This window comes from Ensifer sp. M14 (genome assembly GCF_003355565.1).
In the GTDB taxonomy this organism is placed as follows: Bacteria; Pseudomonadota; Alphaproteobacteria; order Rhizobiales; family Rhizobiaceae; genus Ensifer.
Window position 1 is genome coordinate 3,241,786 of record NZ_QJNR01000004.1, and the last position, 21,382, is coordinate 3,263,167.

22 protein-coding genes are annotated in these 21,382 nt (G+C 60.9%); 7 read left to right on the forward strand and 15 right to left on the reverse strand.

The features are described from left to right. The first annotated feature begins 3 nt into the window (after positions 1 to 3). Positions 4 to 606: a YceI family protein gene (locus BLJAPNOD_RS15680; protein WP_115420446.1), complete on the forward strand. Its 603-nt coding sequence runs from the start codon at positions 4 to 6 to the stop codon at positions 604 to 606. A 35-nt stretch (positions 607 to 641) separates the two neighbouring features. Here BLJAPNOD_RS15680 and BLJAPNOD_RS15685 read toward each other — a convergent pair whose 3' ends face one another. The 6 genes from BLJAPNOD_RS15685 to BLJAPNOD_RS15710 all read right to left on the reverse strand — a co-directional run bounded on the left by BLJAPNOD_RS15685 (position 642) and on the right by BLJAPNOD_RS15710 (position 7,472). After that, entirely contained in the window at positions 642 to 2,096 is a 1,455-nt protein-coding gene (locus BLJAPNOD_RS15685) for an aspartate aminotransferase family protein (RefSeq protein ID WP_244610949.1), read from the reverse strand. 11 nt (positions 2,097 to 2,107) lie between these two features. Next, a complete protein-coding gene (locus BLJAPNOD_RS15690; protein WP_077498363.1) occupies positions 2,108 to 3,118 on the reverse strand; it encodes an NAD(P)-dependent oxidoreductase in 1,011 nt (336 codons plus the stop codon). Further along, positions 3,115 to 3,555 carry a transporter gene (locus BLJAPNOD_RS15695; RefSeq protein WP_077498364.1) on the reverse strand — a complete coding sequence of 147 codons (441 nt, stop codon included), beginning with the start codon at positions 3,553 to 3,555 and terminating at the stop codon, positions 3,115 to 3,117. The genes BLJAPNOD_RS15690 and BLJAPNOD_RS15695 overlap by 4 nt, the downstream gene beginning before the upstream one ends. Positions 3,556 to 3,648: 93 nt before the next feature. After that, complete coding sequence (locus BLJAPNOD_RS15700; protein ID WP_115420448.1) at positions 3,649 to 4,971, reverse strand: FAD-binding oxidoreductase; 1,323 nt, start codon at positions 4,969 to 4,971, stop codon at positions 3,649 to 3,651. Next, positions 4,968 to 6,410 carry a UbiA family prenyltransferase gene (locus BLJAPNOD_RS15705; RefSeq protein WP_077498366.1) on the reverse strand — a complete coding sequence of 481 codons (1,443 nt, stop codon included), beginning with the start codon at positions 6,408 to 6,410 and terminating at the stop codon, positions 4,968 to 4,970. Before BLJAPNOD_RS15705 ends, BLJAPNOD_RS15700 begins: the two co-directional genes overlap by 4 nt. A 129-nt stretch (positions 6,411 to 6,539) precedes the next feature. Continuing rightward, complete coding sequence (locus BLJAPNOD_RS15710; RefSeq protein WP_115420449.1) at positions 6,540 to 7,472, reverse strand: alpha/beta hydrolase; 933 nt, start codon at positions 7,470 to 7,472, stop codon at positions 6,540 to 6,542. Positions 7,473 to 7,682: 210 nt separating this feature from the next. Between BLJAPNOD_RS15710 and parE the strand changes: the two genes are divergently transcribed. After that, a complete protein-coding gene (parE, locus tag BLJAPNOD_RS15715) occupies positions 7,683 to 9,746 on the forward strand; it encodes a DNA topoisomerase IV subunit B (protein WP_077498368.1) in 2,064 nt (687 codons plus the stop codon). Positions 9,747 to 9,820: 74 nt separating this feature from the next. Here parE and BLJAPNOD_RS15720 read toward each other — a convergent pair whose 3' ends face one another. Then, on the reverse strand, positions 9,821 to 10,303 hold the full coding sequence (locus BLJAPNOD_RS15720) for a GNAT family N-acetyltransferase (RefSeq protein ID WP_115421310.1): 483 nt from the start codon (positions 10,301 to 10,303) through the stop codon (positions 9,821 to 9,823). A gap of 242 nt (positions 10,304 to 10,545) precedes the next feature. On the opposite strand from BLJAPNOD_RS15720, the gene BLJAPNOD_RS15725 reads away from it, so the two are divergent. After that, complete coding sequence (locus BLJAPNOD_RS15725) at positions 10,546 to 10,962, forward strand: hypothetical protein (protein WP_115420450.1); 417 nt, start codon at positions 10,546 to 10,548, stop codon at positions 10,960 to 10,962. 93 nt (positions 10,963 to 11,055) lie between these two features. Here BLJAPNOD_RS15725 and BLJAPNOD_RS15730 read toward each other — a convergent pair whose 3' ends face one another. Beyond that, complete coding sequence (locus tag BLJAPNOD_RS15730; protein ID WP_077498371.1) at positions 11,056 to 12,195, reverse strand: DUF2336 domain-containing protein; 1,140 nt, start codon at positions 12,193 to 12,195, stop codon at positions 11,056 to 11,058. Between the two features lie 73 nt (positions 12,196 to 12,268). Between BLJAPNOD_RS15730 and BLJAPNOD_RS15735 the strand changes: the two genes are divergently transcribed. Next, positions 12,269 to 12,973 (forward strand): aldolase, encoded by a 705-nt coding sequence (locus BLJAPNOD_RS15735; RefSeq protein ID WP_115420451.1) that lies wholly within the window; start codon positions 12,269 to 12,271, stop codon positions 12,971 to 12,973. A 38-nt stretch (positions 12,974 to 13,011) separates the two neighbouring features. Here BLJAPNOD_RS15735 and BLJAPNOD_RS15740 read toward each other — a convergent pair whose 3' ends face one another. Together BLJAPNOD_RS15740 and BLJAPNOD_RS15745 are read right to left on the reverse strand one after the other, a co-directional pair. Continuing rightward, a complete protein-coding gene (locus BLJAPNOD_RS15740) occupies positions 13,012 to 13,614 on the reverse strand; it encodes a flavin reductase family protein (RefSeq protein WP_115420452.1) in 603 nt (200 codons plus the stop codon). Then, on the reverse strand, positions 13,614 to 14,198 hold the full coding sequence (locus BLJAPNOD_RS15745) for a nitroreductase (protein WP_115420453.1): 585 nt from the start codon (positions 14,196 to 14,198) through the stop codon (positions 13,614 to 13,616). Before BLJAPNOD_RS15745 ends, BLJAPNOD_RS15740 begins: the two co-directional genes overlap by 1 nt. A 99-nt stretch (positions 14,199 to 14,297) precedes the next feature. Between BLJAPNOD_RS15745 and BLJAPNOD_RS15750 the strand changes: the two genes are divergently transcribed. Continuing rightward, the gene (locus BLJAPNOD_RS15750) at positions 14,298 to 15,302 is read left to right on the forward strand and encodes a hypothetical protein (RefSeq protein WP_077498375.1); all 1,005 of its coding nucleotides are present in this window, start codon (positions 14,298 to 14,300) and stop codon (positions 15,300 to 15,302) included. A 45-nt stretch (positions 15,303 to 15,347) separates the two neighbouring features. Here the strand turns inward: BLJAPNOD_RS15750 and BLJAPNOD_RS15755 are convergent, their stop codons facing one another. From BLJAPNOD_RS15755 to BLJAPNOD_RS15775, 5 genes are all read right to left on the reverse strand, one after another. Continuing rightward, the gene (locus BLJAPNOD_RS15755; RefSeq protein WP_115420454.1) at positions 15,348 to 16,187 is read right to left on the reverse strand and encodes a lysophospholipid acyltransferase family protein; all 840 of its coding nucleotides are present in this window, start codon (positions 16,185 to 16,187) and stop codon (positions 15,348 to 15,350) included. Between the two features lie 95 nt (positions 16,188 to 16,282). Next, entirely contained in the window at positions 16,283 to 18,265 is a 1,983-nt protein-coding gene (gene thrS, locus BLJAPNOD_RS15760) for a threonine--tRNA ligase (RefSeq protein ID WP_115420455.1), read from the reverse strand. A 128-nt stretch (positions 18,266 to 18,393) separates the two neighbouring features. Further along, positions 18,394 to 18,933, reverse strand: coding sequence for a DUF1697 domain-containing protein (locus BLJAPNOD_RS15765; protein WP_115420456.1), 540 nt, complete (start codon positions 18,931 to 18,933; stop codon positions 18,394 to 18,396). 96 nt (positions 18,934 to 19,029) lie between these two features. Next, on the reverse strand, positions 19,030 to 19,404 hold the full coding sequence (yidD, locus tag BLJAPNOD_RS15770) for a membrane protein insertion efficiency factor YidD (RefSeq protein WP_115420457.1): 375 nt from the start codon (positions 19,402 to 19,404) through the stop codon (positions 19,030 to 19,032). 3 nt (positions 19,405 to 19,407) lie between these two features. After that, positions 19,408 to 19,854, reverse strand: a complete 447-nt coding sequence (locus BLJAPNOD_RS15775; RefSeq protein ID WP_077498380.1) for an iron-sulfur cluster assembly scaffold protein — start codon at positions 19,852 to 19,854, stop codon at positions 19,408 to 19,410. A 342-nt stretch (positions 19,855 to 20,196) separates the two neighbouring features. Here BLJAPNOD_RS15775 and folE point away from each other — a divergent pair, with 342 nt between their 5' ends. Continuing rightward, a complete protein-coding gene (folE, locus tag BLJAPNOD_RS15780; protein ID WP_077498381.1) occupies positions 20,197 to 20,814 on the forward strand; it encodes a GTP cyclohydrolase I FolE in 618 nt (205 codons plus the stop codon). 23 nt (positions 20,815 to 20,837) lie between these two features. Next, positions 20,838 to 21,290 carry a phosphoribosyl-AMP cyclohydrolase gene (gene hisI, locus BLJAPNOD_RS15785; protein ID WP_115420458.1) on the forward strand — a complete coding sequence of 151 codons (453 nt, stop codon included), beginning with the start codon at positions 20,838 to 20,840 and terminating at the stop codon, positions 21,288 to 21,290. The last annotated feature ends 92 nt before the right edge of the window (positions 21,291 to 21,382 follow it).

Genomic DNA, 21,382 nt, shown 5'->3' on the forward strand with positions numbered 1-21,382 from the left:
CCCATGATCATGCAGAAATCGAAACCATCGCCAGCAGCATTGGCACTTTGTATCGTACTCACGTGCGCATCCGGACCAGATACTGCCAGAGCCAGCGCTCCGCAACTCCAGGACGCTGCCGGCAACTACGGTATCACCGGGGCATCACGCGTCCATTTTTCCGTCGCCCAAGTCGGCGGCGGCGGCATCGTCGGCGACTTCGGCAAGTTCTCCGGCAATTTCCGCATAGACGGCAGCAATATCAGCCGCTCGTCAGTCGAGTTCACGCTCTATCCGGAAAGTGTCGAGACAGGAGAAAGCCGCGTCGAAGACTTCCTGAAGTCGAGCGCGGTCTTCGACAGCGCGACATACCGCACCGTCACCTTCCGCTCGACCAGCGTCACGCAGACCGGCCCCGACTCAGCCGCCGTCGAAGGCACGCTGACCGCGCGCGGCAAAACCCGGAAGGAACGTTTCTCGGTAAAGCTGACGGACTGGAACAGCCGCTCGATCTCGTTCATGATCCGGGGCAGCATCTTTCGCTCGCCCTACGGCATGGACGTCGGGACACCGATCTATTCCAACGTCGTCGAATTCGACATGAACATAAAGGGGCAGAAGCACTAAGCGCCCTGCCCCCTCTCAATCGATTGCGAAAGCTATCAGCTGCCGATCTGACTGCCGACAAAGTCCTTGACGATACGCACGATCCCACGGCCCAGGAGCGCGTCGAGCGCGGCAATGAACTGGTCGACATGAGACCGTTCGCAGATCAGCGGCGGCTCAAGGCGGATGACGTTGCGATTGTATTCGGTGAACGCGACAAGCACGTCGTAGTCGCGCAGAAGCAAGGCGCCGATGAAGCCCGAAAGCGATCCCTTCAGCTTGTCGTCGAGCACGGAAACCACGGGACGCAGTACCATCGGCAATGTCTGGCTGAAATCCTGGAACTCCAGGCCAACCATCAGGCCCTTGCCGCGCACATCCTTGATGATCTTCGGATACTTCTCCTTCAACGCCTGCAGGCGCTCAAGCAGATAGTCGCCGCTGTCGCCGGCGCGATCGATAAGACGATCGTCGTAGAGCACGTTGATGCCCTCGATCGCTGTGACGCAGGCTTCGCCCATGCCGCCAAACGTCGCCATGGCGTGGATCATCGCCGTCTTCGATGTGCCATAGGCTTTCATGTAGACTTCGCGGCGCGCGATCATCGCGCCAACCGCCGCCTTGCCAGCGCCGAGCGACTTGGCGAGAGCGGTAACGTCAGGCACGACGCCATAGTGTTCGAAAGCGTAGAAGCGGCCCGAGCGGCCATAACCGCACTGCACTTCGTCAGCCACCCACAGGACGCCATAGCGATCGCACAGAGCGCGCAGTTGCTGCCAGTATTCGGCCGGTGCCTGGATGATGCCGCCGCCGCCCTGGATCGTCTCGAGCACGATGACGCCGATCTCCGGATCGGACTGGAAGGCTTTCTCAACGGCCGCGATATCGGCGAAGGGAACACGGACCGTGTTGTCAACGAGCTTGAAATCGGCGCGGTAGAGCTGACCGTCGGTGATGGCAAGCACACCCTTGGTCTTGCCGTGGAAGGAGTTTTCCGCATAGACGACCTTCGGGCGCTTCGGGCCGGCGGCGCGCTCGGCAAGCTTGACGGCGGCCTCCATCGCCTCTGAGCCCGACGAGCCGAGGAACACCATGTCGAGATCAGCAGGCGAGCAGGCGGCAATGTTCTTTGCAAGCGCCGCCGCATATTGCGACATGAAGGCAATCGCAATTTCGTGGCGTTTCTCGTCCTGGAACTTCTGACGCGCCTCGATGATGCGGGGGTGGTTGTGGCCGAAGGCCAGCGAGCCGAAGCCACCGAAGAAATCGAGGATTTTCCGGCCGTTCTGGTCGGTGTAATACATGCCCTCGGCGCTTTCGATCTTCACCTTGTGAAAACCGAGCAGCTTCATGAAATGCAACTGGCCAGGGTTGAGATGATCCTTGAAGGCGGTGGTGATGTCGCCGATCGACATGGCTTTCGCCTGCTCGACCGTGAGCAGGTTTGGCCTTGCGACGCCACCTTCGTGCGACGGTGCCGAGACGGCTGTTCGGTTCGGTCTATCCAGCATGGTCATTCCCCTCACTCGGCCGGTACGGCAGCGGCGTTTTGCATCGTGGTACCGGACTTTTTGGCCCGATATTCGTCATAGGCGGCAACCAGCATATCGCCGTCGTTGAACTCCGGCCGCCAGCCGAGCTGATGCTTCAGCTTGCCCGTCTCGCGCACGCACAGTTCGTCGGCAATCAGGTACTGCTCCGGATCCATGATCGGCTTGTTGATCAGGTCGAAGAGCGCCAGCGTCTGCTTCACCGCGAAGGCAGGCGTCGGCAGCAAGAAGGACTTCGAACCGGCATGCTTGATTAGGTTGCCGAGAAGCTCCCGCACGGAAGGCGGACTGTCCGAGCCGAGGTTGTAGGCCTCGTTGGGCACGCCGCCCTTCCAGGCAAGCCTTGCGGCTTCGGCGCAATCGAACACCGAGATGAACTGGTACGGCACCTTGCCAGAACCGATCATCGGCACCGGCAGGTTCATGTCGATCAGCTTGAACAGTTTTTCGAGAATGCCGAGACGGCCGGGGCCGATAATCAGGCGCGGGCGGAAGATCGAGATACTCATGCCCTGCTTGCGCCATTGCACGGCCAGTTGTTCTGTCGCCCACTTCGACTTTCCATATTCGCCAAGCGGCTTTGCCGGATGGTCCTCGGTCTGCGGTGACTGAACCGTGTGGCCGTAGATCATGTCGGTGGTGAACTGCACGAGGCGCGAGGCATTCGCCACGCCCATGGCCTTCATGATGTTCTCGGCGCCGTAGTAGTTGACCGGCCAGAAGAAGTCCCAACGCTTCGAGCGGATCTGCAACGGCGACAGCATCTTGGCCGCCATGTTGTAGACCATGTCGTCCGGGCCGATGCCGACCTTCAGCACATCGCTCATCTGCGTAACGTCGCAATGGACGAAGCGCGCGCGGCTGTAGTGCGGCAGATCGGACTTGACGATATCGGCGACAACGACCTCTTCGCCGTCCTGGACGAGGCGCTGCGCCAGATGCCGGCCGACGAAACCATCGCCACCAAAGATAATGTGCTTCATGACTTGCTCCCGAAATCTGCTGTTCTTGCACCAGCCGCTTCGGCCGGCTTTTCGTCGCTATGGGATGAAATGCCCGACTGGGCGATCAGGACCGTTCCGACGCAAATGAATGCGATGCCGGCGATGCGCCAGGCATTAAGGTCTTCGCGAAAGAGGAAATAGGCGAAGAACGCCACCGCGACATAAGCCAGGCTCAGGAACGGATAGGCGAAGGAAAGCTCCACCTTCGACAGCACGTAGAGATGCGATGCCATGGAGATGACGAAGGTCGCGAGACCGGCGAAGACCCATGGATTGAAAATGATCTGGAACAGGCGGACGATCGCCGTCTCGGCTGTCATCGAGATCGGCCCGAGCGACATCATGCCCTGCTTCAGCATCAGCTGTGCGGCCGCATTGGTCAGCACAGTGAAGAGAATGAATGGAATATATTTCATAGTTTTACTCCCAGTCCCGGGAAAACAACTACACGCAAGAGACGCATATTCCGTGAAGTTCGCGCATTTAATTTAATAAAATTGTCTGCAGTCTCATTTTGGCAAAGCCAACGCCGTGCGGCGCCAGAAGTTCGACGTCAACGCCGGATCGCGCAACGCCTCGAGTGACCGCCAAGAAGTGAAAGATTTTTCAAAGACTTGCGGACTCATGCGCGCATCCTTGTAGGGATTGATCGCGCCTCCGGCCTCGACAACGATCGCATCGAGGCGGTCCAGCAGCTTTACCGTCCGTTCACCCTGATTGGCGAAGTCTAGCGTCAAAGTAAAACCGGGCCGCGGAAACGACATGAGGCCACGCGAGGCGACGTCCCCGAAGCGCTTCAGGACGGTCAGGAAGGACGCGTGCCCGGCGCGGCGCGCCGTCTCCATCAGCGTCGCGGTAATCTCACGCGCGCTCTCGGCGGGGTAGACGCTCTGGTGCTGATACAGTCCTTTTGGACCGTAAAGCCTGTTCCACGCGCCGATGGCGTCGAGCGGATAGAAATACGACGTCCACGGCACAGTCGAAATTGTCTCGCCCGGCTTCTCCTTGCGGAAGTAATATTCGTTGAACGCCTTGAGCGTCGCGAAATTGAGAAGGTTGAATGGTGGCGAGAACGGTACCGAGAGTTTCATGCCTTTCGGCATGTCGGGAAACTCGCAGGAGCCATCCGCATGATCCCCGGCGAGCAGGACCCCACGGCCCATGCGCCGTCCGGTTGCAAGCTGGTCAATCCAGGCGACGGAATATTCATGTTCCTCATCGACGCGATCCACCAGGCCGAAGTATTCGTCGAGATTGCCGAACCGAATGGCGTGCTGCTGCACATGCGGCGACGGCACTTTGGTGAGACGAAGGCTGACGGTCAGGATCAGGCCGGTCAGTCCCATTCCGCCGATCGTCGCCGAAAACAACTCCGGGTTATCAAGCGGCGTGCAGGTCAGGCGCTCGCCAGTGGAGCGCAGCAGCGTAATGCCGGACACATGATTGCCGAAGGTCCCGCGCACATGGTGGTTCTTGCCGTGAACATCGTTGGCAAGCGCGCCGCCTATCGTGACAAAAGCCGTGCCGGGCGTGACGGGAAGAAAGAAGCGGTGGGGAATGGCGCGGGCCAACACATCGCCGAGGGTAACGCCCGCTTCGCAGGTCATCATACCGGTGCCGGGGTCGAACGCGAGAATGCGCGCGTGTCGGCGATTGTCGATCAGCGTACCCAGATCGTTGTGGCAGCTGTCGCCATAGCTGCGACCATTGCCGAACGGCAGGAAGGTCTCCGGCTCGATCGAACCGATGCGATCTTCGTAGTCGTCGGGCGAAATGCCCTGCCGCGGCCGACGGTCGAGCCGGCCCCAGCTGTCGTAATCTTGCGTATTCATTGCGGCCCGACAGCTCCGAAAAGGATAAGTAACGCCCCGACCATCATGGTCAGCTGGCTGCGCCAATCGCGCATGATGAAAACGACGGGATCCTCGTGCAGCATGCCACGGCGCGCTAGCATCCAGATCCGCAACAGCATGTAAAGCACCAGCGGGCAAAGCGGCCACAGCGCCCACGGCGTCGTGTACATCTCCTGCAGTTCCTTGCTGTGCACATAGAGTGCAAGCACCAGGGCCGACGTGAAGGCGGAGGCCACACCGGCCTGCCCGACCATTTCGAAATCGACCGCGAGATAGCCGCGCCCGGGAACGGCGCCACCGTCCTTGTCTTCGAATTCATGCAGCTCGACGTATCGCTTCACCAGCGCGAGGCTCAAGAAGAAGAAGATCGCGAAGGATACCAGCCAGAAGGAAAGCTCGGTGCCGGTCGCTGCCGCGCCGGCAACGATCCGGGTCGTGTAGAGGCCGGCAAGCGTGAACACGTCGACCAGAAGCTTGCGCTTCAACACGAACGTGTAGGCCGTCGTGGCGCAGGCATAGAAGGCGAGGACGACTGCGAAGTTCCACGGCAAGAGCGAGGTTAGCGAAACCGAAGCCAGGATCAGGCAAACGACCATGACCAAAGCCGTTGGCACCGACATCTGGCCGCTGGCGAGTGGTCGGTTGCGCTTCTTCGCGTGACGTCGGTCATTGGCCAGATCGGAGAGATCGTTGATGATGTAAACGGCAGAGGCAAGGAAGCTGAAGGCGAAGAACGCAACGATGACGCTGACCAGCGCATCGAGATGCAGGACCTCATGATTGAGGATCATCGGCACACCGATGAGCACGTTCTTCGCCCATTGATGCACGCGGATCGATTTCAAGGCAGCGAGGGCACTCACCTTGCCGGTATCGAGCTTCTCTGCATCGTGATTGCGACGCCATTTCTCAGCCGCCGCATCGGGAGCAACGACGATCGCGCGACGCGCGACGTCGAACACCGCGATGTCGTCACGGCTATTGCCCATGTAGTCGAAACCGCCCTTGCCGAAACGGTCGACAAGTGCGTCACGCTTGCGGCCGCTCGTCAGATTGAGTGCCTCGGATGAATGCATGATCGAAGAAAAGAGCCCGACATGCGCAGCAACCCCCAGGGCAACAGCGGGTGCGGCACCGGTGACAAGCACGATATCGCGCCCGCCGGCCTTCTCAGCAGCCAATCGATTCAGCACCGTCTGGCGGTAGGGCCAGTCCTCAGCCTTTCGGCCGGAGCGCGAAGCAACTTCATGTTTAAGGCGAGCCTTGCCCTGCCACAGCCATAGGAGCATGGGGAAGAGCATCAGCGGATTGCGCAATAGGATGATCGCAGCGCCTTCCCAAAGCGTGTCGGCAGCCAGCAATGTGCCATCCAGGTCGACACACAACGGAATTTGTCGTGTTTCGATGTGCGCGTTCATGAAATATACCCCAGCAATATCTGCCGGAGATCATCGCGCCGATCACTTTCAAAGGTGAAAACAAGCGGCCTGATTGCATCCGGAAATTGCCGGTCTGGTTAATAAATGCCGAGCGTAGTTCGGTACGCTTCAGCGGCTGCCGATCCAGTTCAAGGCGTCGCGCCAGTCGGTCATGCGGATCGGCGTTCCATGCGACCCGGTCTCGAAAAGCACGAAGCGGGCCGGATAACCCTGCCCTTTCAACGTGCTGTAGAGCGCTTTCTGGCTCTCGGCCGAATAGACGCTATCCCTGCTGCCATGGCTGAAAAACATCGGCAGCCTTGCCTTGTACGCGGCACTCTTCGTGAAATCGGGATCGGCGACGCCGCCCATGATCATCATGCCGCCAAGGGCCGCAACGGCGCCGGCGTCCCGTGCCACACCCCAGCAGATGAAGCTGCCCATGGAGGCGCAGGCCAGCACGACCGGCCGGCCGCCGGAGCGCTCGGCGGCAAGCTTGACCAAGCCTGCAATATCAGTTGCCCCAGCCGCATCGAAAGACCGAACGCTCGGTGCACAGTAGACGCCGCCATTGGCAACAGCCAGGTTCTTTAGGCGATTGAAGTTGCCACCGAAGGAAAAGTCGTTGGCGCCGAGGCGCCGGTCGCCGCCTCGCCCGTGGATGAAGATTACGCTGAATGCCGCACCGCGATCCGGGCCGACGCGTGTCACATCGAGTCGGCGCCCGCCCACGTCGAGCGTCTCGTTGGCTTGCTCACCCTTGACGCCGAGAGAAACGAAAGCGCGCTTGACCCGCCGCTCCGGAATTTCGTCACGCCCGTTGATGTCGCGCAATTCCTGATAATCGACGACGCGGTAGTCGCCGTTGTCGCTCTGCTCAAGCACTGTGCCGTAGGAAAACAGATCATCCTTGTATGGCTTCAACACCTGCGCCGCAGCGAGAGCAGCGGCCCCGGCAACAAGCCCGAAGGACAGCACGATGGCGCTAAGCCGACGAAAGCAAGAATGAGCTGTGGACACGGACAACGAAGGGCTCCCTGGTTCGTCGCAAAGCCTTGCCATCGGCTCGGCACCAAAGCAACAGTTGGTGACAAGTGCCAACGCTCAGGCTTTATTTTACAGGCATTCGGCGCCGCCATTCTCCTTTTGTTCGCACAATCGGCAAGAGTCTGGCAGAATTAGGGTGATTCGAATGACTGGGGATGGCGACAAGACCACGGTCTTGCTATGGCCTTGACCACCTCCGCACGACAGGAATGATCTAGACGCCCCATGGACGACAGCAACGACCTCTTCTCCGCAATGCCCGAACAACCGAAGCCCGCGGTGCCAGACGCCGCGCCTGTTGCGCGAGCAGCGCCGGTTCCGCGTGAAGAACCGCGCCCTGCCCCCAAAGGCAGCGATAGCGGCGACTATGACGCTTCGGCAATCGAGGTGCTGGAGGGGCTCGAGCCGGTGCGTCGGCGTCCGGGCATGTACATCGGCGGCACCGACGAGAAGGCGCTGCACCATCTCTTCGCAGAAGTCATCGACAACTCGATGGACGAAGCGGTGGCTGGTCACGCCAACTTCATCGAAGTCTATCTCGACGCTGACGGCTATCTGTCGGTGACCGACAATGGCCGCGGTATTCCGGTCGAAAACCACCCCAAGTTCCCGGGCAAGTCGACGCTAGAAGTCGTCATGACGGTGCTGCATGCGGGCGGCAAGTTCGATGGCAAGGCGTACGAGACCTCAGGCGGCCTGCACGGCGTCGGCGTTTCCGTGGTGAACGCGCTTTCGGACGATCTGGAGGTCGAGGTCGCCAGAAACCGCAAGCTTTATCGTCAGCGCTTTTCGCGCGGCGTACCGCAGGGCGGGCTGGAAGAACTGGGTGACGTCCACAATAGGCGCGGAACGCGGGTTCGCTTTCATCCCGATCCGCAGATCTTCGGGCCGCATGCCCGCTTCGAGCCGGCGCGGCTGTTCCGCATGGCACGCTCCAAGGCCTATCTGTTCGGTGGCGTCGAGATCCGCTGGTCGTGCGATCCGTCGCTGCTGCCTGAAGGTTCCGAAATTCCGGACCGAGCGGTGTTCCATTTCCCGGGCGGCCTGAAGGACTATCTCGCCGCCACGCTCGGCAAGGAATTCACCGTCACCCGCGAGATCTTTGCCGGCAAGTCCGAAAAGTCGAACGGCCATGGCTCACTGGAATGGGCGGTCACCTGGTATGGCGGCGACCAGCAGGTCCATTCCTATTGCAACACCATTCCCACACCCGAAGGCGGGACGCACGAGGCGGGCTTCCGCATCGCGCTCACCAAGGGTCTGAAGAACTACGCCGAACTGACGCAGAACAAGCGTGCCGCGATCATCACCACCGATGACGTGATGATTTCAGCCGCCGGCATGCTCTCGGTCTTCATCCGCGAGCCGGAATTCGTCGGCCAGACGAAGGACAAGCTGGCGACCGTAGAGGCGCAGCGTATCGTCGAAAACGCCCTGCGCGACCCCTTTGACCATTATCTTGCCGACAACCCGGCGGAGGCTGCAAAGCTCCTCGAATGGGTGATCGAGCGTGCCGACGAGCGCGTCCGCCGCCGCAAGGAAAAGGAAGTCAACCGCAAGACCGCCGTACGCAAGCTGCGCCTGCCCGGCAAGCTTGCCGACTGCTCACAGAACACCGCTGAAGGCGCCGAACTTTTCATCGTCGAAGGGGATTCGGCTGGCGGCTCGGCCAAGCAGGCGCGCAATCGCGCGAACCAGGCTATCCTGCCGCTGCGCGGCAAGATCCTGAACGTCGCCAGCGCCGGCCGGGAAAAGCAGGGCGCCAACCAGCAGATCGGCGACCTGATCCAGGCGCTCGGCTGCGGCACCCGCAGCAAATACCGCGAAGAGGATCTGCGCTACGAACGCATCGTCGTCATGACCGACGCCGACGTCGACGGCGCGCACATCGCCTCGCTGCTGATCACCTTCTTTTACCAGGAGATGCCCGAGCTTATCCGTGGTGGCCACCTCTATCTCGCCGTGCCGCCGCTTTATCGCCTGAGCCAGGGCTCAAAGACGCTTTACGCACGCGACGATGCCCATCGCGAAGAACTGATGCGCACCGAATTCAACGGCCGCGGCAAGGTGGAAGTGGGCCGCTTCAAGGGTCTTGGCGAGATGCTGCCGGCGCAGCTCAAGGAAACGACGATGGACCCGAAGTTCCGCACATTGCTGAAGGTGCAGATCGACGACGTCGATTTCGAAGGCACGCGCGAAGCCGTCGACAGCCTGATGGGTACGAAGGCCGACGCACGCTTTCGCTTTATCCAGGAGCGGGCAGTGTTCGCCGACAATCTCGACATCTGATCGACCGATCCGTCGCGGTGCCTATCTGCTTACAGGCAGACGGGCACCCGATGTGGCGTCAGAAGCGACAAGGCCTATCGGTCGAGATCAGCAGGCGCATGCAGCGCCTTTTCCATGAACAGACTTAGCGGGTCCGGCTGATAATTGCCGAAAGGCGGGCGCTCGACATATCCGGCGCTTCTGTAAAGCCCGATTGCTTCCGGTTGGTGAATGCCAGTCTCAAGCCGGATCATATCAAGCCCGAGGCTCTTGGCCTGCCGCTCGAGTGTCTGCAAAAGACGCTTTCCGACTTTCAGCCCCCGTGCTTGCGGATCGACAAACATGCGCTTGATCTCCGCCGTGCCATCACCGGCTTCGACCAGCGCGCAGCAACCGACGACAGCCCCATCGAAACGCGCGACGAAGAAGGATACGGCCGGCTGCTCCAGTGTCGATACATCGACAAGATGATTGCTTTCGGCCGGATAGAGCGACGCCGCATAGGCGTCCGACATCTCCAGGAGGCGCAGGATTTCCGGCTGGCGCGGCGGTTCTTCAGCAATCGTGACTTCAGGCAATTTTCGATCCATGGCTGTTTCTGAGTTCTGATACGGTTCGCGGAAGAAACTACGGTCGTGCGTATCGGGAGCCAATACGTCAAATTGCGCAACAAGCGGACCTGCCCCATCAATCCGAATGACACGACGAAACAAATTGTTTCTGCGCATTCGAGCCACCGCCCCATTTCCGGAAGAATCACACAGGCATAAGTTGACGTGGAAAAACGCACAACCATGCACCAGATGGACACAGCCAGACCATGAAAGCCGCCCTGATCGTCATGACCATTCTTGGCTGTGACCACGACGTGAACCAGTGCCAATATATCTCGACAGTGGATGGGACATGGCCCTCGATCGCGCAGTGCGATACCGATTCGCAGAAACAGCTGCCGCGCTTCTCCAACGCCAACTATCCGGTGGTCGTAGCCGTCTGCGAGAGCTCCGGCCCCGGCCTTGCAACCAACGAACCGCAGCAGGAGGTGGCCGCTCCGCTTCCACGGCCCGAGACGCCATCGCCCCAGGCGACCGAGACGCAAGCGGGCCTGCCGAAACGGGCTTTGGAATTTCTCTCCGGCGCCGTCCCCGACCGCGAGAAGCTGAAAAACCTCGTCAGCAGGCCAGTTCATTATATCGAGGACGGTTACTCGTGGGTGGCGCGCCGGTTCACCGACTGATGTAACAAGACGAAATCGACATTAATGAATATGTCGTCGTCGAGACCAAGACGAACGTGGCGCGCGGTCAGCGTCAGCTTCCGTGAGGTAACGTCAGGCCGCCTGGCGCGCGGCCAATTGAGCATAATCGCGAGCCGATTGTCGCTGCTCGGCAAAGGCCAGTCGCTCAAGAATTTCCGCCATTGCATTGCATGCCGGCGAAGACGCGCCTTGGCCGCGCAGGTTTGCAAGCAGCGCCGTGCAGACGGAGGCGCGGCAATCATCAGTGCCCGTCGTGCCGTCCTTGCGCCAAAGAAGGACCGCTTCGGCAAACGCTTCGCTGACGTCGCGCCCGAGACCGGCGCTCTCGAACAACGCGCGGATCGAATGAATACGGCCGCCTGAAAGGATCGAGCGAACGCGCTTTTCTGCAACGCCGGAGAGGTCGACGATCGCGGCCGAGAAAAACTCCGCCCGGCCCGTGACAAGCGCGTGCAGCAGGAAGGCCGGCGTCAGACGGCCGGTTTCGCGCAGATGGGCGACGAGGTTCGGCAATTCGTTCACTGCCAGGGCACCAGCCATGCCGACCGCTGCGACATCACAGGCCTCGCGCGTGATGCGCTCTACCCGTGACGTCCCTATCGCCATCTGGACCAGGCCGAATGCGGCAAGGGCTGCCCCAACCTCTTCGACTAGCGCGTGCCGCGCGTCACCTGGAAGATCAGCACGATCGAGCAGACGGTCGCGGACGGATGCGGAATGGCCGAGGCGGTCGGCGATCCGCTTCAACGACCGGCGCGACAACTGGGCGCCCGCGTTTTCCAGCAGGATCAGCATTTCTTCTTCGCCGCCGATTTCAGCGATGGCGGCTGAGACCGAGCGCGAGACGAACGTACGCGCCGCAATCAGCGCCCGCGTTTCGACCGAGCCGCGAGCTGCAAGATCGACAAGATCCTCGTCCGTCAAAACGGGCGAGCGGGAGATGACGGTATAGGCGATTTCCGGCTGGTCCTCGGCAAGGCCGAGTACGATGGCGCGCGGAACATCGGACGATGCTGCAAGCACGTCCGCCAACGCGGAACGCACCTTTGGAGAGGGATCGTCGAGCAGAAAGGTCATGGCCATTTCGGCGGCCTGACGATCGATGCCGTTCATCTGCGCGTCGACGTAAGCGCGGCCGAGGGCTCGTGCAGCGCGAGCCCGATCGCCCGTTCTCGCCGTTTCCACCCAGCGAAGAAATGCTTGTATGATCACCGACGCCCCACTAGACACCCAAAGCCACCTGATGTTGGAATCCTAGCCGGCAAAGGTTTAAGATTGGTTCACCATGTCCGTTAACCGCTTCAAAACCATGAAGCCACTGCTGTTTCAGAGCGTCGGCGCGCCTGTTGCGACGTCCGCCGTCCTCGGAACCGTTGATGTCCTCATTGTCGAGTTCGGGTTTGGCGGCGACGTGCTTGCTCGACCAGCGGGCGTCGCGAGAAGCGCCTGTCGCATCTTCGCACGGATCCCTCCGATCAACCGCGTGACGGAGGACACACTCTTCGCGCTGCTTCGCAACGATGTTGACGGTGTCGTGCTCTCCGAATGCAGGAGCCGTGCGGACGTGCAGAGGCTCGACGTCATGTTGCGTGTCGCGGAGGCAAGCACCAGTTCCCGTCCGCAACAGATTGCTATCCTTGCCGAATATGGTGCGGTCCCGGAAAGCGTGCTTTCACCCTGCTCCCTTCACGAAAGCTCCCCACGTCTCGAAGGACTTGTTTTCGATGGCCAAAAGCTAGCGGCGGCAACGGGCTGCAAACCACTGCCGGTACGGCAGGATCAGGTCACAGCCGCGCCGGTTGCCGCCGGGCGCGCCGCCACCGTTCTTCGCGCCCGCGAAGCGGGTCTTGCCTGTTACGACGTGCTGCCGCAGACGGCCATGACGGAGATTGCCGCCCGGCAGGCATTTGCTGCCAGCCGGGCCGACGGCTTTTCGTCCGTGGTCTGCCGCTCGCCGGAGCAAGCGGCATGGCTGAAAATCGACGTCTGACGCCATCGTTGACAGCCCGTCACCGAACCGAAGACGGTTCAGCGCGTCGGCCGCACCATCTGGAACACGTCGCCGCCGTCGCAGTAATCCATGTAGCCAAGGCGGGCGAGCGGGCGCACCGTCGCCATGTCGAAACGACCGTCGCGGATCGCCTCGTCGCGAATGTGTATGCCGACGACCTGGCCAATGACGACGTAATTGTCCGAGGGCTCGCCATCAAGCCCCTTTGGCTGGAACATCTCGGTCATCCGGCATTCGAGCGCCGCATAGGCCTCGCCGACAAATGGCGCCTTGACCAGGGTACCGTCAACGGGGGTCAATCCGGCGATCGCAAACTCGCTGTCGCCATGAGGGGCTGCAATAGAGGTCTTGTTGACCGCCTCGCTCAGATTGCGGCTGGCGAAACTTGCGGTGAATTCGCCCGTTGCTTCGATGTTGCGTACGGAGTCCTTGTAGCCACTCGATGAAAACATCACGAGTTTTGGCCGGTCGCTGATCGCATTGAAAAAGGAATAGGGCGCGACATTCAGCGACCCGTCCGCAGCGCGGGTGCCAATCCAGCCGATTGGCCGCGGCGAGACGATGGCCTTGAACGGATCGTGCGGCAGGCCATGCCTGTTTTCGGCCGTGTCGTAAAACATCAGGCGCCTTCTCCGACCCAGGTGACGATCTCGGCCAGCTCCGGGCGCGGACGCTCGGTCGGCGGAACCATGGCGGTGCCGATGTGTATGAAGCCGGCGACTTTCTCACCCGGCTCGACGCCGAGCAGCGGATACGCCCTCTCGTCGAAAGCATACCATTCGGTCAACCAGTTGGAGGCATAGCCCAGCGCATTGGCCGCCATCAACAGGTTGAGGCAGACGGCACCGGCCGACATCTGCTGCTCCCATTCGGGGATTTTGAAATGCGGGGCCGCCTTGCTGACGACTGCGACGACCACGGGCGCCCGTGACAACCGCGTCTCTTCCACCTTGATCATCTCTTCCGAAAGATCAGGTTTCTTGGCGAGTGCCATTGTCTTCAATTCGCCGCTGATGCGCGCCCTCTCCTCGCCGCGGTAAACGATGAACCGCCATGGAGCGAGCTTGCCGTGATCCGGCACGCGCGAGGCGAGCGTCAGCATTTCCTCGACTTCGGCCTTGCCAGGTCCTGGCTCGCCCATCTGAAAAGCGGGAATGGATCGCCGGGACGCGAGATAATCAACGAGCTTTATTTCGGTTTTCATATTGGGTGAATTCCACTACTTTGCCGCCGACCGGCAGCCACGAAAATGCCATACCGGCGTCTCAAGTGGAGTCACCCAGTCAGGAAGTCAACTGCTCTCATGCGCACCTGCCCTCGTATTTTCATCAGAACCGGTTTGGCGGTCGCACTCGCGAGTATCGCCGCCGGCAGCGTCCTGGCGCAGGATGCGACCGAAGCTTTTGAGAGCTTTCCGTCGATTTCCGGAACGCGCAAGATGCCGAAGCTGACCGGCTTCAGCCCGATGACCACCGACCCCACGCAGGAAGGCACGCTGAAGGACGTCAAGCTCGAGGCGCTTCTGACCGGCAAGGGCCAACCGGTCGAGGCGGGCCTGACCTGGCGGGTGTTCAGTCCCATCCCCGGAAGCGATGGCAAGCTGCCGCTGCTGGCAACGTCGGAAGGCGGATCAACGGCCTTTAGCCTGGTGCCAGGCGAGTATTTCGTCAACGTCGCATTCGGACGTGCCGCCGCCACGCGCAAGATCCGCATCCCGGAAGACGGCGCGCTCGACAAGCAGGTGCTGGTGCTCGATGCCGGCGGCATGACGCTGAATGCCGTCTCCGGCAGCGATGTGCGCATTCCTCCGGGCGAACTCAGCTTCTCCATCTATTCCTCCGAAACGCAGGGCGATGGCGAACGGGCGCTGATCGCCGCCGACGTGAAACCCAGCACCGTCATCCGTCTGGGCGCCGGCACATACCATGTCAGTTCCAACTACGGCACGACAAACGCGGTGATCACCGCTGACATCCAGGTGGAAGCCGGCAAACTCACCGAGGCGACGATCCAGCACAAGGCGGCAAAACTGACGTTGAAGCTGGTGTCCGAAGCGGGTGGGGAAGCCATCGCCGACACCGGCTGGTCGATCCTCACTTCGGCCGGCGACATCGTCGACCAGGAGGAAGGCGCGTTCCCGACACTCGTTCTTCTCGAGGGCAACTATACGGCCGTTGCCAGAAACAAGAACAAGATCTACCAGCGCGATTTCACGGTGAAGGCCGGCGTCAACACCGATATCGAAGTGTTGTTGACCAATGGCGGTGCTGCCGCAAGCCCGGAAGCGGCCGCGGAAGCACAGGATTGATCTAATGGCACAAGGGTGACGTTGAGGCAAACGCCTGACGCAACGTTACCCGGCACGCCTGAGAAAGCGACGACGCGGCGGCGCCATAGAGAACACCGCCTCGTAAATCCGATCGAGCAGAGCCTTGCGGTCGCCATACGTGCAAAGCTCTTCCCATGTAAGGATGTGCCCGATGCGGGCTGCGATCGTCGTGCCCGACAACCTTCGGAATTCGCGGATCAGCAGTGAGATCCGCAACGTCAGCGACACCTTGCTGGCAAGATGGAAGATGCGGCCGTTCTGCCCTTCGAAATAGATCGGTACGACGCTGGCGCGCGCTGCCTGTATAAGCTTGGCGGGAAAGATCTTCCACGGCAGATCCTCGGCCCTGCCCCAGCCCGAGCGCGCTGTCGCCACGCCGCCGGCTGGAAAGATCACGATCGTCACGCCCTCTTTCAGCAGCCGCACGGCCTCATGGCGGGTCGCCATGTTCAGCGCCAAGGCTCCCTTCGTTTCCTCGAACGAAACCGGCAGCGAATAGGGCGCCATCTCCGGTACCTTCAACAGCTCGTTGTTGATCAACACCCGAAACGGCCGGCCGAGTTGTTCGGCAAGCGCCAGAACGGCGATGCCGTCGCCGATACCGAAGGGATGATTTGCGACGATAACCAGGGGCGTGTCCGGAAGATGCCGCGGCGGCCATTCGCCCTGAAGCCGCAGGCGCACATCGATCAGTTGCAGCATCTCGCCGAAGATGCGGTCGCTCTTGCCGACGATGTCGGTTCGCCAGCGGGTGTAAAGCTTGGCGTATCGGTTGCGACCCGCCAAGCCCTCCATGGAGCGGATGAACCAGCGCTTCAGGCGCCGGTCATTTTCGTTTGCGTAGGACAGCTCTTTGAACTGCACGGAAGTCTCCGATGGGTGGCCTGCTACAAGGCGCTGTAGTATCCGGATATTCCGCTAATATGACAGTTTGCTGACAGAGCGAAGTTCCCGGGGTCTTAACCCCGGGCTTTCTTTTCAGCCTTGCGCTGGAGATCTGGCGCCGTCGCCTCAGCCGAGAGCGAGGCAATCGCCTCGTCGAGCGACATCGCCGTCTGCGCCTGCGAGCCGAGACGGCGGATGTTGACCGAACGCTCTTCCGCTTCGCGTTTGCCGCAAACGACGATGACCGGAACCTTGGTCACCGAATGCTCGCGGACCTTGTAGTTGATCTTCTCGTTGCGGAAGTCGGTCTCGACCGTCAGCCCTGCGTCACGCAGAAGCTCGGCGACCTCGCGACCGTAGTCGTCGGCTTCCGACGTAATCGTCGCGACGACGACCTGCAGCGGCGAAATCCACAGCGGCATGTGGCCGGCGAAGTTCTCGATCAGGATGCCGAGGAAGCGTTCCATCGAACCGCAGATCGCCCGGTGGATCATCACCGGCTGGCGCTTTTCGGAATCCTTGTCGATATAGAATGCGCCAAAGCGTTCCGGCAGATTGAAGTCGACCTGCGTCGTGCCGCACTGCCATTCGCGACCGATCGCGTCCTTCAGCGTATATTCGAACTTCGGACCGTAGAAGGCGCCCTCGCCCGGCAGGATGCCGGTCTTGATGCGGCCTTCGGACTGCGCCTCGATCGTCTTCAGGACGTCGGTCATCACGCTTTCGGCGCGATCCCAGAGCTCATCGGAACCGACGCGCTTGTCCGGACGGGTCGACAGCTTGACGACGACTTCCTTGAAGCCGAAGTCCTCATAGACCGACAGGATCAGGTCGTTGATCCGAAGGCACTCGGCCGCCATCTGCTCGTCGGTGCAGAAGACGTGTGCATCGTCCTGGGTGAAGCCGCGCACGCGCATCAGCCCGTGCAGAGCACCCGACGGCTCGTAACGATGAACATTGCCGAATTCGGCCAGCCGCACCGGCAGTTCGCGGTAGGACTTCAAACCATGCTTGAAGATCTGGATATGACCCGGGCAATTCATCGGCTTCAGCGCGAAGACGCGTTCGTCGTCGGTCTCATCGCCGGCAACGGTCACCTTGAACATGTTGTCACGGTACCAGCCCCAGTGGCCGGAGGTTTCCCAAAGCGACTTGTCGAGCACCTGCGGCGCGTTGACTTCCTGGTAGGTGTTGGCAAGGCGGCGACGCATGTAGGCGGTCAGCGTCTGGAAAAGACGCCAGCCCTTGCCGTGCCAGAAGACGACGCCAGGACCTTCTTCCTGGAAATGGAAAAGATCCATCTCACGGCCGAGGCGACGGTGGTCGCGCTTTTCCGCTTCCGCCAGGATGTGCAGGTACTGGTCGAGCTCTTCCTGCGTATGCCAGGCCGTGCCGTAGATACGGGTCAGCATCGGGTTGTTGCTGTCGCCGCGCCAATAGGCCCCGGCAACCTTCATCAGCTTGAACGCCGTGCCGATCTGGCCGGTGGAGGCCAAATGCGGGCCGCGGCAGAGGTCGAACCAGTCGCCCTGATAATAGATCTTGAGATCCTGGCCTTCCGGGATCGCGTCGACGAGCTCGACCTTGTAGGCCTCGCCCTTGTCGGCGAAGACCTGCCGGGCCTTGTCGCGCGACCAGACTTCCCGGGTGAACGGCTTGTTGCGTGCGATGATCTCCTTCATGCGCTTCTCGATGACCGGCAGGTCGTCGGGCGTGAAGGGTTCGTTCTTGGCAAAGTCGTAGTAGAAGCCGTTGTCGATCACCGGGCCAATGGTCACCTGCGTGCCGGGCCAAAGCTCCTGCACGGCTTCGGCCATCACGTGCGCAGCATCGTGACGGATCAGCTCGAGCGAACGCTTGTCGTCGCGGGTGACGATTTCGATGCGGCCATCGGCGATGGTGTCGGACAGATCGCGCAGCTCGCCATCGAGCGCAATGGCGACAGCCTTCTTGGCCAGCGACTTCGAAATCGACTCGGCGACGTCGCGCCCGGTCGTGCCCGGGGCGTATTCGCGGACGGAGCCATCAGGAAATGTAAGGGAAACGGGATTCGACATCATGATCTCCTATCCAGTCCCGCCAACGAATGCGGGTGGTATGGTGTGGTATGACTGACCGGCTTCAGCCGGCTATTTGACGCAGGCCTGATAGAGGTTTTTCGGGGCCGAGTAAAGGCAAGGAGAGCCTAGCTGCCGAGCATCGCGGCGAGGCCCTTCACCGTGTTCCAGTTGCGGAACGTGCCGACGCCAAGGCGTTTTTTGGTCAAGGCGCCGAGCAGTTTCGATTCGCTTGCCTGGCCGGTGAAATGAACCCAGAGGTCGCCATCGACGACCGCCAGGCGCTCGCCCGCCGTGCAATAGCGTTCGAAATCGGCAGGCATCGTGCCGGACAGCGGCTGGCGCATCACGCGAACATGAACACGAGTGCCGTCCTCTTCGCCTTCGGCGTGAAACGGATTGGTCGCGGCGAGCTTCAACCAATCGGAACCCGGGCGAACAATGATATCGACATGGCGACCGAACGTGTCGGTAAAGGCCGTTTCGAGCCCAGCCTCCATATCGTTGACCGCAGCCTCTTCCGCGTCGAAAAGCAGGTTGCCGGTGGCGACCAGCGTACGCGGCGACCGGTAACCGAGCCGCTCAGACATGGCTCTGAGATCCTTCATGACAACCCGGCGCCCTTCGCTCAGCACGATACTGTAAAGCAGCGCGACGTAGCTGTTCAATTCAACGAACTCCCGATCTCATTGCAGAGGCCTGCCAGCGCAGAAACGGTTGAAAGCCGAAGCCATGCACCTCCGCCCCATGGGTTGTTATCGCTCTCATTCACCTTTCGGCCGCGGCTGCCAGTAGCGCCACGGCGCATACCAGAGATGCCTGGCCTTCAGGCGTTCCGGCACCGGGTCGAAACCGTGTGTGCCGCCCGGGCCGCAACGCGTCACGCGGAAAAACGTCATCCAGCCGCCTGCCCACAAACCATGGCGCGCGATTGCTTCATAACCATATTCCGAGCAGGTCGGCAGATGCCGGCAGGCGTTGCCGATGAAACTCGAAAGGGTCAGCTGATAAGCGCGAATGAGGGCCATGCCGACGAGACGCCCCGGCGTCTTACGAAAAGGGCCAGACCAGTTGCGTCCCTTATACGCGGACACGGGGCCTGCCGCTGTCGAATGTTCACAATGCGGATCACGGCACATAGCTCAAACGGCCGTTGCCAGACGCCTGGCCTCGATCTGGACGATCGCATCGACGACAGCATCGAAGGTCAGCATGGTCGAAGCGTGCCGGGCCTTGTAATCCTTCACAGGCTTCAGGAAGCGCATGTCCTCGAAACGGCCCGTGGGGCCTTCGCCGTCGGACTTCAGCATCGCCAGCATTTCGTCGCGAGCCTGGCGGATTTCGCTCGCCTGCGCGCCGATCACATGGCGCGCCATGATCGACGACGATGCCTGACCGAGCGCGCATGCCTTCACGTCGTGAGCAAAATCCGTGATCACGTCGCCGTCCATCTTCAACCAGATCCGCACCTTCGAGCCGCAGAGTTTCGAATGGGCGACCGCTTCGGCATCGGCATTTTCGAGGATCCCGATGCGTGGGATATTGCCGGCGAAGTCAAGAATACGATTGTTGTAAATGTCATCCATCATGTGACGCGTTCCGGCTGATTTTTCGCGGTTTTGGGTGATCGGCGCATGATTTTCTCCTGTAGGCAGGAAAAAAGCACGACGCAGTCCCCTCGGCCTCTTTCATCTCTATGGCACCATACTATATGCTATGTCGTGTTGGGGCGACAGTTCCACAAGAGGATCAAATGTCGCCTGTTGTTTGGGAAACCGTGCCGGAAGGTCCACTGCACTGCTAAGCAAGGACCAGAAAGCCCCGGAGCCCGCCGACGGAACCCAAGCCTGCAGGGTTAGGCGAATGGCCAGTGGCGAGTTGTCCGAAAGATAAAACGTCAAGCAATCCCCGTATTGCGCAAAGAGGCCATTATGGATGCCATAGTGAAGAATTTCCCCGTGCTCGACAATGCGAGCGACCGGCCGACGCAAAAGGAAGCCGAGGACGCCGTGCGCGTTCTGTTGCGCTGGGCAGGTGATGATCCGAGCCGCGAAGGCCTGCTCGATACGCCTGCACGCGTCGCCAAGTCCTATCGCGAGCTTTTCAGCGGCTATGATCTCGCAGCCGAAGACGTGCTCGGCCGGACCTTCGAAGAGGTTGCCGGCTACGACGATATGGTGCTGGTGAAGGACATTCCGTTCTATTCCCATTGCGAACACCATATGGTGCCGATCATCGGCAAGGCGCACGTCGCCTACTTGCCCAATGGCAGGGTGCTTGGCCTTTCGAAGATCGCCCGCGTCGTCGACATCTATGGCCGCCGGCTTCAGACACAGGAATCGATGACGGCGCAGATCGCCAGGTCGATCGACGAAACGCTGGCACCCCGCGGCGTTGCCGTGATGATCGAAGCCGAACATATGTGCATGGCGATGCGCGGCGTTCAGAAGCAAGGCTCGACAACGCTGACCACCACATTTACGGGTACCTTCCAGACCGAACCGGCCGAACAGGCCCGTTTCATGACGATGCTGCGGGGCTTCAAATAAGGCTCCGACCAACGGAGCCTTCTATGACGCTCACCTTCGACGCCCCTTCTTCCAACAAGGCCGAACTTGAAAATGGTCCGGCCTTCACGCCCCGCTTCGATGAAAAGGGGCTGATCACCGCCGTCGTCACCGACGCGCGCGACGGTGAGTTGCTCATGGTCGCGCACATGAACGCCGAGGCGCTGGCGCTGACGATCGAGACCGGTGTCGCCCACTATTACAGCCGCTCGCGCAAGAGCCTGTGGAAGAAGGGCGAAAGCTCCGGCAATCTGCAGACGGTGAAGGAAATCCGCACCGATTGCGACCAGGACGCCATCTGGCTGAAGGTTTCGGTCGCCGGGCACGATGCGACCTGCCACACCGGCCGCCGCTCGTGCTTCTATCGCACGGTCGGCGTCGAGCAGGGTCGTGCAACCGTCACGATCACCGACGATATCAGGCATTTCGACCCGACCGAGGTCTATGACAAAAATTAAGCATTGCGCACCTTTTTGGGGCGGGTGCATACTGCGTTTATATTTTGGTAACCCAGCGGGCGCCTAATCCTTTGGCAAGGATACAGTTTCGC

Coding starts and splice junctions, on each gene's coding strand:
- BLJAPNOD_RS15745 (WP_115420453.1), bottom strand. CDS start 14,198: ATGAAAACCGAAATAAAGCTCGTTGATTATCTCGCGTCCCGGCGATCC.
- folE (WP_077498381.1), top strand. CDS start 20,197: ATGGATGCCATAGTGAAGAATTTCCCCGTGCTCGACAATGCGAGCGAC.
- yidD (WP_115420457.1), bottom strand. CDS start 19,404: ATGTGCCGTGATCCGCATTGTGAACATTCGACAGCGGCAGGCCCCGTG.
- BLJAPNOD_RS15705 (WP_077498366.1), bottom strand. CDS start 6,410: ATGAACGCGCACATCGAAACACGACAAATTCCGTTGTGTGTCGACCTG.
- BLJAPNOD_RS15700 (WP_115420448.1), bottom strand. CDS start 4,971: ATGAATACGCAAGATTACGACAGCTGGGGCCGGCTCGACCGTCGGCCG.
- BLJAPNOD_RS15725 (WP_115420450.1), top strand. CDS start 10,546: ATGAAAGCCGCCCTGATCGTCATGACCATTCTTGGCTGTGACCACGAC.
- hisI (WP_115420458.1), top strand. CDS start 20,838: ATGACGCTCACCTTCGACGCCCCTTCTTCCAACAAGGCCGAACTTGAA.
- BLJAPNOD_RS15710 (WP_115420449.1), bottom strand. CDS start 7,472: ATGGCAAGGCTTTGCGACGAACCAGGGAGCCCTTCGTTGTCCGTGTCC.
- BLJAPNOD_RS15740 (WP_115420452.1), bottom strand. CDS start 13,614: ATGTTTTACGACACGGCCGAAAACAGGCATGGCCTGCCGCACGATCCG.
- BLJAPNOD_RS15775 (WP_077498380.1), bottom strand. CDS start 19,854: ATGATGGATGACATTTACAACAATCGTATTCTTGACTTCGCCGGCAAT.
- BLJAPNOD_RS15750 (WP_077498375.1), top strand. CDS start 14,298: ATGCGCACCTGCCCTCGTATTTTCATCAGAACCGGTTTGGCGGTCGCA.
- BLJAPNOD_RS15695 (WP_077498364.1), bottom strand. CDS start 3,555: ATGAAATATATTCCATTCATTCTCTTCACTGTGCTGACCAATGCGGCC.
- thrS (WP_115420455.1), bottom strand. CDS start 18,265: ATGTCGAATCCCGTTTCCCTTACATTTCCTGATGGCTCCGTCCGCGAA.
- parE (WP_077498368.1), top strand. CDS start 7,683: ATGGACGACAGCAACGACCTCTTCTCCGCAATGCCCGAACAACCGAAG.
- BLJAPNOD_RS15690 (WP_077498363.1), bottom strand. CDS start 3,118: ATGAAGCACATTATCTTTGGTGGCGATGGTTTCGTCGGCCGGCATCTG.
- BLJAPNOD_RS15685 (WP_244610949.1), bottom strand. CDS start 2,096: ATGCTGGATAGACCGAACCGAACAGCCGTCTCGGCACCGTCGCACGAA.
- BLJAPNOD_RS15680 (WP_115420446.1), top strand. CDS start 4: ATGATCATGCAGAAATCGAAACCATCGCCAGCAGCATTGGCACTTTGT.
- BLJAPNOD_RS15735 (WP_115420451.1), top strand. CDS start 12,269: ATGTCCGTTAACCGCTTCAAAACCATGAAGCCACTGCTGTTTCAGAGC.